This window comes from Streptomyces sp. UC4497 (assembly GCF_054871485.1).
Map to the genome: position 1 here is coordinate 64,264 of NZ_JBTYHB010000034.1, position 13,778 is coordinate 78,041.

At 71.5% G+C, this 13,778-nt stretch carries 11 protein-coding genes; 6 read left to right on the plus strand and 5 right to left on the minus strand.

The annotated features are described in order from the left end of the window. The first annotated feature begins 24 nt into the window (after positions 1-24). Positions 25-2,394, plus strand: a complete 2,370-nt coding sequence (locus ACYSUO_RS33400) for an MFS transporter (protein WP_461779967.1) — start codon at positions 25-27, stop codon at positions 2,392-2,394. A gap of 363 nt (positions 2,395-2,757) precedes the next feature. Here the strand turns inward: ACYSUO_RS33400 and ACYSUO_RS33405 are convergent, their stop codons facing one another. Next, positions 2,758-3,657, minus strand: coding sequence for a LysR family transcriptional regulator (locus ACYSUO_RS33405; protein WP_461779968.1), 900 nt, complete (start codon positions 3,655-3,657; stop codon positions 2,758-2,760). A gap of 159 nt (positions 3,658-3,816) precedes the next feature. On the opposite strand from ACYSUO_RS33405, the gene ACYSUO_RS33410 reads away from it, so the two are divergent. Genes ACYSUO_RS33410 through ACYSUO_RS33420 form a run of 3 tightly spaced genes read left to right on the plus strand, consistent with a single transcriptional unit; the run spans position 3,817 to position 7,563 of the window. Continuing rightward, positions 3,817-5,232 (plus strand): M20 family metallopeptidase, encoded by a 1,416-nt coding sequence (locus tag ACYSUO_RS33410; protein WP_461779969.1) that lies wholly within the window; start codon positions 3,817-3,819, stop codon positions 5,230-5,232. Continuing rightward, positions 5,229-6,518, plus strand: coding sequence for an MFS transporter (locus ACYSUO_RS33415; RefSeq protein WP_461779970.1), 1,290 nt, complete (start codon positions 5,229-5,231; stop codon positions 6,516-6,518). Before ACYSUO_RS33410 ends, ACYSUO_RS33415 begins: the two co-directional genes overlap by 4 nt. Positions 6,519-6,555: 37 nt before the next feature. Next, positions 6,556-7,563, plus strand: a complete 1,008-nt coding sequence (locus ACYSUO_RS33420) for a 1-aminocyclopropane-1-carboxylate deaminase (RefSeq protein ID WP_461779971.1) — start codon at positions 6,556-6,558, stop codon at positions 7,561-7,563. Here ACYSUO_RS33420 and ACYSUO_RS33425 read toward each other — a convergent pair. Both ACYSUO_RS33425 and ACYSUO_RS33430 read right to left on the minus strand, forming a co-directional pair. Continuing rightward, positions 7,542-8,435 (minus strand): NAD(P)H-binding protein, encoded by an 894-nt coding sequence (locus tag ACYSUO_RS33425; protein WP_461779991.1) that lies wholly within the window; start codon positions 8,433-8,435, stop codon positions 7,542-7,544. The two genes, ACYSUO_RS33420 and ACYSUO_RS33425, sit on opposite strands and share 22 nt — an antisense overlap. 50 nt (positions 8,436-8,485) lie before the next feature. Next, positions 8,486-10,411, minus strand: a complete 1,926-nt coding sequence (locus ACYSUO_RS33430; protein ID WP_461779972.1) for an alkyl/aryl-sulfatase — start codon at positions 10,409-10,411, stop codon at positions 8,486-8,488. Positions 10,412-10,607: 196 nt separating this feature from the next. On the opposite strand from ACYSUO_RS33430, the gene ACYSUO_RS33435 reads away from it, so the two are divergent. Continuing rightward, the gene (locus ACYSUO_RS33435; protein WP_461779973.1) at positions 10,608-11,156 is read left to right on the plus strand and encodes a sugar O-acetyltransferase; all 549 of its coding nucleotides are present in this window, start codon (positions 10,608-10,610) and stop codon (positions 11,154-11,156) included. A 21-nt stretch (positions 11,157-11,177) separates the two neighbouring features. On the opposite strand, the gene lysA is transcribed toward ACYSUO_RS33435, so the two are convergent. Further along, entirely contained in the window at positions 11,178-12,515 is a 1,338-nt protein-coding gene (gene lysA, locus ACYSUO_RS33440; protein WP_461779974.1) for a diaminopimelate decarboxylase, read from the minus strand. 17 nt (positions 12,516-12,532) lie between these two features. Then, positions 12,533-12,925: an SAV_915 family protein gene (locus tag ACYSUO_RS33445; protein WP_461779975.1), complete on the minus strand. Its 393-nt coding sequence runs from the start codon at positions 12,923-12,925 to the stop codon at positions 12,533-12,535. A 285-nt stretch (positions 12,926-13,210) separates the two neighbouring features. Here ACYSUO_RS33445 and ACYSUO_RS33450 point away from each other — a divergent pair, with 285 nt between their 5' ends. Beyond that, positions 13,211-13,777 carry a universal stress protein gene (locus ACYSUO_RS33450; RefSeq protein WP_461779976.1) on the plus strand — a complete coding sequence of 189 codons (567 nt, stop codon included), beginning with the start codon at positions 13,211-13,213 and terminating at the stop codon, positions 13,775-13,777. Position 13,778: the final 1 nt, after the last annotated feature.

Here is a 13,778-nt window from a genome sequence, read left to right on the forward strand (position 1 = left end):
CGACAGACCTCGAAGGACCACGTAATGCCCACCCCGCTCGACGCGCGCGAGCGTCCGGCCGCGGCCTCGTCCGCACAGCCGCCGGGCGCCCCGGCCGCGCACCACGTGCCCCACCGCTGGTGGGTGCTGGCCGTCATCGGCCTCGCCCAGCTGATGGTGGTGCTCGACGCCACCATCGTGAACATCGCCCTGCCGTCCGCCCAGGCGGACCTCGGCTTCTCCGACGACGGCCGCCAGTGGGTCGTCACCGCGTACTCGCTCGCCTTCGGCAGCCTCCTGCTGCTCGGCGGCAAGCTGTCCGACCTCTTCGGGCGCAAGAACACACTGATCATCGGCCTCATAGGGTTCGCGGGCTCGTCCGCCCTCGCCGGTGCCGCCACCGGCTTCTCGATGCTCGTCGCGGGCCGCGCCCTGCAGGGTGTGTTCGGCGCGATCCTCGCGCCGACCGCGATGGCACTGCTCACGACGACGTTCACCGAGCCGAAGGAGCGCGCCCGCGCGTTCGGCATCTTCGGTGCGATCGCCGGTTCCGGTGGCGCCATCGGCATGCTGCTCGGCGGCTTCCTCACCGAGCACCTCGACTGGCGCTGGACGCTCTACGTCAACCTGGTCATCGCCGCGGTCGCGGTGGTCGGCGCGATCGTCTTCGTCCGCAAGCCCGCGCCCGGTCCGCGCCCCAAGCTCGACCTGCTGGGCACGCTGCTCGTCGCGGCCGGCCTCTTCAGCATCGTCTTCGGCTTCTCCAACGCCGAGACGCACAGCTGGGGCAACTGGATGTGCTGGGTCTTCCTGGCCGCGGGCGTCGTGCTGCTCGCGCTCTTCATCGTGTGGCAGACGCGGGCCAAGCACCCGCTGCTGCCGCTGCGCGTCCTGGCCGACCGCAATCGCGCCGCTTCCTACGTGAGCGTGTTCATCACCGGCGCGGGCATGTTCGGGATCTTCCTGTTCCTGACCTACTACCTGCAGATCATCCTCGGCAAGAGCCCGATGGAGACCGGCGTCGCGTTCCTGCCGATGATCCTGTCGCTGATGGTGACGGCGCAGATCGCCACCATGGCGCTGGTTCCGAAGCTCGGCCCCAAGCCGGTCGTCCCGGTCGGCATGGGTCTCACCGCGGGCGGCCTGGTCTGGCTCACCGCGCTCGACGTGACCAGCAGCTACGCCTCGCACGTGCTGCCGCCGCTGATCATGATCGGTGTCGGTATCGGTCTCGTGATGCCGCCCGCGATGAGCCTCGCCACCCTCGGGGTCGACCCGAAGGACCAGGGCGTCGCCGCCGCGACCGTCAACACCATGCAGCAGGTCGGCGGTTCGATCGGTACGGCGCTGTTCAGCACCATGGCCGCGACGGCCGCCTCGAACTACATCGCCGACCACGGCACGTCGAAGCTCGACCAGGCCGAGGCCGCCGTGCACAGCTACGCGACCGCGTACTGGTGGGCCGCCGGGTTCTTCGCGGCCGGTCTCATCATCTCGGTGCTGCTGTACCGCGCGGGCCGTCCGCTGGCCCACGCGCAGCAGAAGGTCGAGTCGACGTCCGAGGCGGCCGAGGCCGCCGAGTCCGTGGCCTCCGCCTCTCCCGCCACTCCTGTCACTCCCGTCGCCACCGCCCCCGCGGTGGAGGGGCCGGGCGTGCACGGCCGGATCCTCGACGCCCAGGGTGCTCCCCTGACGGGCGCCGTGGTCACCCTGATCGACCGCACCGGAGCCCAGATCGGCCGCGGCGCCGCCGCCTCCGACGGCAGCTACGCGGTGTCGGCCCCGTCCGCCGAGGGCGATGGTTACGTCCTCGTCGGCTCGGCGCCCGGCCGTGACCCGCGGGTCGCCACGCTCGCGCTCCGCGCGGACGGACCGGTCGGCTTCGACCTCGTCCTCAGCGGCGACGGCGGCCTCTACGGCACCGTGCGGTCCGAGGCCGACTCGGCGCCCGTCATCGGCGCGCTCGTCATCACCACCGACGAGCGCGGCGAGACCGTCGGCTCGGCGCTCACCGACGCGGACGGCGGCTACTCGCTGCCGCAGCTGCCGCCCGGCGCCTACACGTTCACGGCCAGCGCGGAGGGCTTCCAGCCCTTCGCGGGTCAGGCCCAGGTCGCGGGCGGCACCGCCACCCGGCAGGACGCCGTGCTGCGCTCCGCCGCGACCCTGACCGGCACGGTCCGGGGCACCGACGGCTCCCCGGTGAACGACGCCCGCGTCACCCTCCTCGACCAGGCGGGCAACGTGGTCGCGGTGCACACCACGGGCGACGACGGCGCGTACGCCTTCGCCGGCCTGTCCGGCGCCACGTACACGGTGATCGCCAGCGGCTACCCGCCGGTGTCGAAGCCGGTCACGGTGGCGGGCACGGGCAACCCGAGCGACCTCGACGTCGCGCTCAGCCACGGAGACTGACGGTCCCCGACGACTGAGTGAACACACCGCCGCGGGCGGGGCAGCCATCTGCCCCGCCCGCGGCGTCTTGCATGTTCCTAGGTGCACGTCCTTCATGCCCCCGCCGCGTCGGCGATCCAGGCCAGGAGGACCGGCACCCAGTGATCGCCGTACCGGTGCCACAACTCCGGCAGCCGCCAGTCGTTTCCGGTGACGCTCCCCCGGCAGCCGGCCCTCGCGCCGCACGCGCACGCCAGGGCGAAGCTCGGGTCCCAGGTGCACGGCGTCGTCGAGGAGGGCGCGCAGTTCCGCGTCGGAGACCAGGCGACCGCCCAGTCGTGTCATGGGGGCATCGTCACGCGTCGGCCGCAGGGACCGGCACCCTCACACCGCCCGATGCCCCAGCGCATCGATCACCCTGTCCATGAAATCCGCCGCGGCGGGCGGGAGTTCGCGGCCGGCGCGGCATTGGACCTGGAGGGTGCGCTGGCGGAATTCCTTTTCTTCCAGGGGGACGGCGGCCAACGCGCGGCGGTCGGACGGGCCCAGGGTGACGCGGCTGGCCAGGGTGACCGCGCTGCTGTTGCGTACGAAGCGCAGGAGGGCGTCCACCGTCGTGCACTCGAAGACGCCCTCCACCGTGAGCTGGTGGGCCGCCGCCGATGCCTCCAGGAGCAGCCGGCTCGTGGTGTCGGTCGACGGCAGGGCCACCGGGTGCCGGACGAGGTCGCGGACCGAGACGGCCGGCTTGTCCGCGAGGGGGTGGCCCCGGCGGACGATCGCGCACAGCGGGGCCTCCTGCGTGTAACGGATCGACACACCCGCCGGCAACGCGATGTTGAAGGTGACGCCGAGGTCGGCGATGCCCTCCGCCACCATCTGGGTCGCCTCCGTCGGCCGCGCGACGTGCAGGATGACGCGGGCCTCCGGGTGCGCCGCGTGGAAGCCTGCCGCGACGTCGGGCAGCAGGTGGTGGGTGACACCGATCGTGGCGGCGACAGTGATGACCGCCCTCGTCGTCCGGCGCTGATGCACCTCGTCGGTGAACGCCTCCGCGTCCTGGATCGCCCGCCGCGCGAAGCCCGCGAACGCGCGCCCGGCCGGGGTGGCGATGACACCACTGGGCAGGCGGTCGAAGAGCGGGGCACCCACCTCCCGTTCCAGCCGCGCGAGTTGACGGCTCACGGCGGAGCCCGCGACGAAGAGACGGCGTGCCGCCGCGTTCACCGATCCCGTCTCGAAGACGGCGATGAAGTACTTGAGGGCCGGGTCGACCAGTGGCATCGGATGCCCCCTCTCGCGTTCTCTGCGCAGGCACTTTCGTATACATGCCCGGCCCGTTTGCGTTGCCGCAACGGCAACGCACGCGTTCCCATATTGTCACCGACGGACGTCCCACCGCCCCTTGTTGGCCCCTCCCCCGCGGTGCCACCGTCGTGGCCCATGAGCAGACAGGACGCGATCGACAGCGCCGCACACCACTTCGACTCCGGGACGTTCAGGGAAGAACTCACCCGCCTCGTCGCGGTCCCCACCGAGAGCCACGACCCGCGCCAGGAACCCGAGCTGCGCCGCTACTTGGCCGAGGAGGTCGCTCCCCGCCTCGGCCGCATGGGGTTCGCCGTCGACATCGCGGAGAACCCCGTCTCCGCCCGCCACCCGTTCCTGGTCGCCCGCCGCATCGAGGCCGAGGGCCTGCCCACGCTCCTCACTTACGGCCACGCGGACGTGCAGCCGGGACACCCCGACCGATGGCGCACCGGGCTCGATCCCTGGCGGCTGACCGTCGAGGGCGAGCGCTGGTACGGGCGCGGGGTCGCCGACAACAAGGGGCAGCACCTGGTCAACCTCGTCGCTCTGGAGCATGTCATCGAGCGGCGGGGTGGGCGGCTCGGATACAACGTCGTGTTTCTGCTGGAGACCGGTGAGGAGTTCGGGTCCCCCGGCCTCGCCGAGTTCTGCGAGCAGGAGCGCGGCCGGCTGCTGGCCGCGGACCTGCTCATCGGCTCCGACGGCCCGCGCGTCGCGACGGACCGCCCCACCGTCTTCCTCGGCTCCCGCGGCGCCGTGAACTTCACGCTCTCCCTGGAGCTGCGCGAGGGTTCCCACCACTCCGGCAACCTGGGCGGGCTGCTGCGCAACCCCGGCACCGTCCTGGCCAACGCGATCGCCTGCCTCGTGGACGACCGGGGCAGCATCCGCGTCGAGGGCCTGCGCCCCGCCGGGATCCCCGACGAGGTGCGCCGGGCCCTCGCGGACATCCCCGCCGGCACCGACGGGCCCGCCCCCGATCCCGGCTGGGGCGAGCCGGGCCTCACCCCGAACGAGCGCCTCTTCGCCTGGAACACCATCGAGGTCCTCGCGATGACCACGGGCCAGCCGGACAACCCCACCAACGCCATCCCGGGCACCGCCCGCGCCCACTGCCAGCTCCGCTTCGTCGTCGGCCTGGAGGCGTCCGACGTGGAGGGCGCGCTGCGCAAGCACCTCGACGAGCACGGCTTCGACATGGTCGAGGTCACCGCCGACTACGGCATGGAGGCGACCCGGCTCGACCCGGACAACCCCTGGGTGCGCTGGACGCTGGACTCGCTGGAGCGCACGACCGGCACGACGCCCGCACTCCTGCCGAACCTCGCCGGCTCGCTGCCCAACTCCGCCTTCTCCCGCGGCCTCGGCCTGCCCACGGTGTGGGTTCCGCACTCCTACCCCGGCTGCTCCCAGCACGCTCCCGACGAGCATCTGCCCGCCCCGCTCGTCCGCGAGTCGCTCCAGGTGATGGCCGGCCTCTTCTGGGATCTCGCCGAACTCGGCACCTGGCCCCCGCGGGCCCCCTCCAGTGACGGGACCAGGCCATGAGCGCGCCGCCGGCGAGAACCACGGCCCGGGCGACCACCACCCCGAGCCCAGGGAAGATCATCACGGCGGCGTGCGTCGGCAACGCCCTGGAGTGGTACGACATCGCGGTCTACAGCTACTTCGCGACGTACCTGTCGAAGGTCTTCTTCACCAACGACGACCCGGCCGTGTCCCTGCTCCTCACCCTGGGCACCTTCGGCGTCTCCTTCCTGATCCGGCCCGTGGGCGCTCTCGTTCTGGGTTCGTACGCCGACCGGGCCGGCCGAAAGGCCGCACTGACCTGGTCGATCGGGTTGATGGCGCTGGGCACGCTGCTGATCTGCGTGATGCCGTCGTACGCGGCGATCGGCGCGGTCGCACCGGTCGGGATCCTTCTCGCCCGGCTCATCCAGGGCTTCGCGGCGGGCGGAGAGTTCGGCAGCGCGACGGCACTGATGGTCGAGTTCATGCCGAACCGGCGTGGTTTCGCCGCGAGTTGGCAGTTCACCAGCCAGGCCGCCAGCACCCTGCTCGCGGCCCTCCTCGGCACCGTGCTCACCTCGACGCTCAGCGAGGACCAGCTCACCTCGTGGGGCTTCAGGATCCCGTTCGTCATCGGCCTGCTCGTGGCGCCCGTCGGCCTCTACATCCGCCGCAACGTGCCCGAGCCACCCACCACCGCCCCGGAGTCCGAGCCCGCCCGTGCGCCGGTGCGCACCATGCTGCGCGAGCACAAGGCCGGTGTGCTGCTCACCATCGGGCTGCTCGCCGTCACGACCTGCCTCAACTACCTGATCACGTACATCCCGACGTACGCGACGAAGACCCTGGGCCTCCCGGACTTCACGGGCTTCATCGCGGCCCTCGCCGGCGGCCTGGTGCTGCTCGCGGTGACGAGCGTGGCGGGCCACTTCTCCGACCGGGTGGGCCAGATCGCGATCATGATTCCGGCGGCGGGCGCGGTCCTGCTGCTGATCTACCCGATGTTCGCGCTGCTCGTGGCCGCGCCCTCGCTGGCCCTGCTGATCGGTGTCGTCATGGTGATGGCGCTCTTCAAGGGCTGCTATTACGGTCCCATGGGCGCACTCATGGCCGGTATCTTCCCGGCCGAGACCCGCGCGACCGGCATGGCGGTGGGCTACAACATCGGTGTCACCGTCTTCGGCGGCTTCACCCCGATGATCGCGGCCTGGCTGCTCGACACGACCGGCCAGTCCGCGGCCCCCAGCTACTGGGTGGCGTTCGCCGCCGTGGCGAGCCTGACCAGCCTGTTCGTGCTGCGCCGCCGCACTCTGCACTCCCGATGACCAGCGCCCGACGGGCCCGTCCCCGCAAGGAGTCCCCATGTCCCTGAACGACTTCGCGCGCCACCCCCTCCTCTTCGGCCCCAGCCCGGTGCACCCCCTGGACCGGCTCAGCAAGCACCTCGGCGGCCCGCGCATCTGGGCCAAGCGGGAGGACTGCAACGCCGGGCTCGCCTTCGGCGGCAACAAGACCCGCAAGCTGGAGTATCTGATCCCCGACGCGCTCGCCCAGGGCGCGGACACGCTCGTCAGCATCGGCGGCGTGCAGTCCAACCACACCCGGCAAGTGGCCGCGGTAGCGGCCAAGTTGGGCCTGAAGGCCGTGCTGGTGCAGGAGAGCTGGGTGGACTGGCCGGACGCGGTCAACGACAAGGTGGGCAACATCCTGCTGTCCCGGATCATGGGCGCCGACGTACGCCTGGTCGAGGCCGGGTTCGGCATCGGCTTCAAGGACAGCTGGCAGCAGGCCCTGGAGGACGTACGCGCCGCGGGCGGCACCCCGTACGCGATCCCGGCCGGCGCCTCCGACCATCCGCTCGGCGGCCTCGGCTTCGCGAACTGGGCGTACGAAGTGGAGCAGCAGGAGCGGGAGTTGGGCGTCTTCTTCGACACGGTCGTGGTGTGCAGCGTCACCGGCAGCACACACGCGGGCATGATCGCCGGGTTCGCGGGCCAGGACCGGCCACGCCGGGTGATCGGGATCGACGCCTCGGCGAAGATCGACGAGACCCGGGCCCAGGTGGCGAAGATCGCCCGCAACACCGCCGAACTCATCGACCTCGGAAGGGAGTTGCGCGAGGACGAGATCACCGTCCTGGAGGGCTGGGCCGGTGATCGCTACGGCATTCCGGTCGACTCCACCGTGGATGCGATCCGGCTGACCGGTGAGCTGGAGGGTGTGCTCCTCGACCCGGTGTACGAGGGCAAGTCGATGGCCGGGCTCATCGATCTCGTACACGGCGGGGACATCCCCAAGGACTCGAACGTGCTCTACGCCCACCTGGGCGGCCAGCCGGCCCTCAACGCCTACAGCGGCATCTTCCACTGATCGGTGACCCACTCGCGGAACGTCCGGGCGGGCACCCCGAGGACGTCGGCCACCGTCGATGTCACGTACGCCGGGTGCCCGTCGCTCGCGTCCCACGCGTCGAGCAGCATGTCGACGACCGGCCGCGGCCAGACACCTTCGGTCGCGCGCCGGAATCCGTCCGGCGTCAGCTCCTCGAACGGGACCGGGCGGCCGATGACGTCGCCGATCACGCGCACCTGCTCGGCGTGGGTGAGCGCCTCGGGGCCCGTGAGGACGTAGTCGCCGCCGGTGTGTCCGTCCTCGTACAGGGTGCGGGCCGCGACGGCGGCGAGGTCGCGCTCGTCGATCGGGGCGGTCTCCACAGTGGCGTAGGGCCACCGGACGGGTTCGCCGGCACTGATCGCCGCCTCCCACCACAGGCGCACGTTCGAGGCGAACATGCCGGGCCTGAGGATCGTGGCATCGAGCCCCGAGTCCGCGATCAGGCGCTCGATCCCGGCGTGCAGCTCGGCCATCGGGTTGGGCTGCTGGAAGAACGGGTGCGGTGTGCGGTGTGGAGAGGAGAGGAAGACGATCCTTCGCGTGTGGGCCGCGATCCGCTCGACGACGGCTCCGGCCGTGGCGGGCGGCGCCGTCCACAGGAGGAACACCGAGCGCACACCACGCAGCGCGGGGTCGAGCGAGGCGGGCTCGGCGAAGTCGCCCGCCACGACCTCGACCCCGTCCGGGAGATCCGCGGCCGCGGGATCGCGCGTGAGCGCCCGCACGGGCACGCCCGCGGCCAGGAGTTCGTCGACCACCGCCCGGCCGATCCGGCCGGTGGCCCCTGTCACGAGGACGGGATGCGTCCTGCCCTGCTCCACGTCCGTCTGCTGCGCCTTGTCGATCATCACGGCAGCCATCATAACGTAACCGAGTTACATTTTTTACTCGGTTGGTTTTACGGTGTGACGATCGCGAATTCCCCGTCCCCCGGGTCGAGCACCGAGGCGAGCCGGGCCAGCGCCGACACATCACCCTCGGCCTGGACACCCGCCTGCTGAAGACCCTCCGACGTCAGTCCGGTGACCGCGAGGCGCGCCAGCGCCGGGGCCGTGGTGGTGAGGCTGACGTCGGCCGCGGTCCGCTGCGGGGCGGAGCTGTAGGTGAGCACCCCGTTGGCGAGGCGGACCCTGTAGCGCTCGTCGATGTCGGTGAGCAGGATGTCGACGGCGAGCCTCTCGTTCCACGCCTTGGGGCCGTCGACCTGGATGGCGAGGGCGTCGAACAGCATGGTCGGGGAGAGGTTCGCGATGAGGTCCGGCGACGCGGAGACCGCGGGCGTACCGAACCGGCCTTCGCGCAGTTCGGTGGCGCCGGAGAGGAAGAAGTTGCGCCAGATGCCGTTCTCCGCGCCGTAGCCGAGCTGTTCGAGGGTGTCGGCGAGCAGCGTTCGGGCGGCGGCGTGCTCGGGCTCCGCGAAGACGACGTGGCTGAGCACCTCGGCCGCCCAGCGGAAGTCCCCGGTGTCGAAGGAGCCGCGGGCCTTGGCCACGACGGCGTCGGCGCCGCCCATGAACTCGACGTAGCGCCTGCCGGCCTCGACGGGCGGGTGCTGCCACAGATGGGCCGGGTTGCCGTCGAACCAGCCCATGTAGCGCTGGTAGATGGCCTTGACGTTGTGGCTGACGGAGCCGTAGTAGCCGTGGGTGTTCCAGGCGTTCTCGAGGGCCGGGGGCAGTTCGAGGTGCTCGGCGATCTCGCTGCTTGTCCAGCCTTTGTTGACCAGACGCAGGGACTGGTCGTGGAGGTAGCCGTACAGATCCCGCTGGGTCTCCAGAAAGGCGATGGCGCGCTCCCGACCCCAGGTCGGCCAGTGGTGGGAGGCGAACACGACGTCCGTCTCGTCGCCGAACAGGTCGATCGTCTCGGTGATGGCATGTGACCAGACATGCGGGTCACGCACCACGGCGCCGCGCAGGGTCAGCAGGTTGTGCAGCGTGTGCGTGGCGTCCTCCGCGGTGCACAGGGCCCTGAAGTCGGGGAAGTGGACGAGGAGTTCGGCCGGGGCCTCGGTGTCGGGTGCCATCTGGAAGACCATGCGCACCCCGTCGACGGTCTCCTCCTGACCCGTCGTGGTGATGGTCACGGTCGGCGGGATCAGAGTCACGGACCCGGTCGAGTTGGTCTGGCCGAGCCCGGCGCCGACCTGCCCCTGCGGACCGCGCGCGAGCGCCGCCCCGAACATGTAGGCCGCGCGGCGGGCCATCGCGGTACCCGCGTACACGTTCTCGGCCACGGCGTGCTCGGTGAAGCCCTCCGGCGCGATCACGGGCACCCGCCCGGCGTCGACGTCCTCCTGCGTGGTGACACCCTTGACGCCGCCGAAGTGGTCGACGTGCGAGTGGGTGTAGAGGACGCCGGTGACCGGGCGCTCGCCGCGGTGCTCCCGGTACAGGGCGAGGGCCGCCGCCGCGGTCTCGATCGAGATCAGCGGGTCGATCACGATCACACCCGTGGCACCTTCGATGAACGTGATGTTCGACAGGTCGAGGCCGCGCACCTGATAGATGCCCTCGACGACCTCGAACAGGCCCTGCTGCGCGACGAGTTGGGACTGCCGCCACAGGCTGGGGTTCACCGTGTCGGGCGCCTCGCCCCCGAGGAAGGCGTAGGTGTCGTTGTCCCAGACGACGGTGCCGTCCGCGGCCTCGACGGCGCTGGGCGTCCGCCGGGCGATGAGCCCCCGCGCGGCGTCCTCGAAGTCCTGCGTGTCCTCGAACGGGAGGCGCGAGCGCAGGTCCACCTGGTTCCGCGCGATGATCGGCTGCGCGGGATGGGACGGGACCTTGGGTACCTTGGGTGACTCTTTGGGCGTTGAAGTCATATCGCCAGATTCGCACTTTTGCGACCCGGCCGTCAGGCCTGTATCGCACCCACATCGATACGCCAACCACCCCCGACGCTCCCTTCCCAGGCGTACAACCAGTCGTTGTCCCTGCCCGCCAAGAACGTTGTTTGATCCGGGTATCCACCGGTCGCTTTGATGACTGCTCCCAAGCCGTCCGCAGTGAGGAACCGTCATGCCCGAGCAGGATCGCGTCTACGTCCGCACACCCGAGTTCGCGCGCGTGGCCGAGCGCATCGAGTACGTCACCACGCTGACCTCACGGCTGAATGTCCTGCCCTTCGACGACAAGACCACACGCGCGGCGCTGCTCTCCGACATCTTCGGCAGGCCGATGCCCGAGTCCGTCACCGTCTATCCGCCCTTCTACACGGACTACGGCCTGCGCATCGAGTTCGGCGAGCACGTCTTTGTGAACCAGAGCTGCACGTTCTTCGACCAGGGCGGAATCCGCCTGGGCGACGGCGTGTTGATCGGACCGAAGACCAACCTGATCTCCTCCAACCACCCGATCCGCGGGTCCGAACGCCCCGAGTACTACACGCGGGCACCCGTCACGATCGGGGACAACGCCTGGCTCGGCGCGGCGGTGACGGTGCTGCCCGGCGTCACGATCGGCCACGGCGCGGTGATCGGCGCCGGCACCGTCGTCACCAAGGACGTACCCCCGAACACACTGGTGACCGGGCCCGCGGGGGCCGAGCGCAAGCGCTGGGAGGACTGAGCCCGGCCGCCGCGGCCACTTCTACAGCCCCACGTCGCGGCTGTGGATGTCCTCCAACGACTCGCGGCGTACGAGGAGTCGGGCGCGCCCGTCGTGGACGGCGACCACCGGCGGTCTGCCGACCGCGTTGTAGCCGGAGGCCATCGACAAGTGGTAGGCGCCGGCCACCGGCACGGCGATCAGGTCGCCCGCGCGTACGTCGTCGGGGAGCCGGGCATCGGCGGCGAGCACATCACCGGCCTCGCAGTGCCGGCCGACGACCGTGACCGGGGCGAGGTCCGCGCTGCCCCTGCGGCCGACCAGGCGCGGCGCGTAGCGCACCCCGTACAGCGCGGGCCGCGGGTTGTCGCTCATGCCGCCGTCGACGGCGACGAAGGTGCGGCCACCGGTGTGCTTCACGGAGACGACGCGATACAGGGCGACCCCCGCGGGCCCCACGACGGCCCGGCCCGGTTCGATGATCAGGCGCGGCACGGTGAGCCCGGCCGCCGCGCACGCCTCGGCCAGCTCGGCGCGGGCCTTGCGGGCGAGGCGGGTGAGGTCCATGGCCGGTTCGCCGGGGCGGTAGGCGATGCCGTGTCCGCCGCCGAGGTCCAACTCGCGGAGCACGACGCCATGTTGCTCCTTCAGGCGGGCCATCAGACCCACCATGCGGCGCACCGCCGCCAGATACGGTTTGACGTCGGTGATCTGGGAGCCCAAGTGGCAGTGCAGGCCGGTGAGTTCGAGCTGGGGCTGGTCGAGGATGCGGGCGATGGCGTGCTGCGCGTAGCCGTCGCTGATGGACAGGCCGAACTTCTGGTCCTCGGTGCCGGTGCGGATCTTGTCGTGGCCGCCCGCGCTGATACCGGGGACCACGCGGACCATCACCTTCTGGCGGCCGTCGGGGCCGACCGCCGCGGCGATCCGGGCGATCTCGGAGGGGCTGTCGATGACGATGCGGCCCACGCCGTACCAGAGGGCCCGCTTCAGGTCGTGCGGAGTCTTGGCGTTGCCGTGCAGGACGATCCGGTCGGCGGGGAAGCCCGCGGCGACCGCGAGTTCCAACTCACCGGCGGAGCACACGTCGAGGCCGAGGCCCTCGTCCATCACCCAGTGCGCCATGGCGCGGCACAGGAACGCCTTGGCCGCGTAGTGGACCTCGGCCTCCGGGAAGGCGTCGCGGTAGGTGCGGCAGCGGCGGCGGACCTCGCCCTCGTCGAGGACGTACACGGGGGTGCCGTAGCGGCCCGCGACCTCCGCGAGCGACACCCCGCCGACGGTCGCGTCGCCGGGGTGCGGTTCCGTGGTGGAGCTCGGCCACACCGACAGCTCCTCGGGAGTCGCGGTGGTGGTGACAGGTTCGTGAATGGTGGTCATCGTGTCGTCGCCCTTCCTCAGCCGATCCAGTACGACAGCGCCATGACGAGGGCGGCGATCCCGGCTCCCCTGAGCGTGCCGCTCGTGTGCGGGCTCCGTGTGCGGTGATTCGGATGCAAAGCCGGTGCGGGAGCGGAGAGTTGCGGGTCCACCGTGACGGTGGCGGCGCCGAGCGGCGCGGTCATGTCGCGCAGGGCGGGCTCGGCCAGCCGGATCCACGGCTGGCCGGCGCCGAGGGTGGCGGTCAGCGCGCGCTCGGAGGTGAAGCCGACGGCCGTACGGTCACCGAGCGGGGTGCGGAACAGCCGGGCGGCGCACCCGAGCGGGCCCGGCCGGACGGGAACGTAGAGGGGCCCGGCCGGGAACCGTTCGGAGGGTTCCGGGTCCTCGTCGTTCACGGGTTGTGCCATGGGATGCCTCCTGGGGAGTCCGGGGATGGTGGCTCACCGAGGACGCTATGCCCGCACTCCCCCACCCCCGGCACCGTCCTGACGGGACGCTGACGGTGATCGCGGCGATGCTGACGCCCTGCTGACGGGCACCACTCCGGTGGTGGCCCGCAGCCGTCAGAAGTGCGCCAAGAAGCGACGGAACGGCTGGGCGTGGGCCTCCGTACGAGGGTGGGATGGAGGAGGTGTCCAGGAGAGGACCGCCGACGGGGCTCCCTGCGGCGGCAGTTGACGGAGTGTGAGGCGATGACCGGTTCCGACGCGACCCCGGCCCTGCCAGCCACCCGGGTCGTGGTGGGAGTGAACGGGACCCCGGGCAGCCGTGCCGCCCTGCGCCGGGCCGCCGACGAGGCCGGCCACCGGCGGGCCGAACTCTGGGCGGTGCTCGCCTGGCAGCCGCCCGGCGGAGAACTCAACGCGCGCCGGGCTCCCGCCGCCCCGCTCCCGGGCGACGACTGGGAGAACATGGCCCGGACGACACTCGTCACCGCCGTCCGCGAGGTGTTCCCCGGAGGGCCGGGCGTTCCCCTGCGGGCCGTGCTGGTCCTTGGCACACCCGGCAGGGCCCTGGCCATGACCGCGGACCGGGAGGACGACCTCCTGGTCATCGGCGCCGGACACCGCGGCACGATCCACCGGGCGCTGCGCCCCTCGGTGAGCCGCTACTGCGTCGCGCACGCCGCCTGCCCGGTCCTCACCGTCCCGCCGCCCCCGCTGGAGGCCGACCTCGCGATGGCGCACCGGCGCAATGTGTGGCGACTGCGCCTGGACACACGGCACTTCGCGCGGGAGACCACGCCGCGCGCAAGATGAC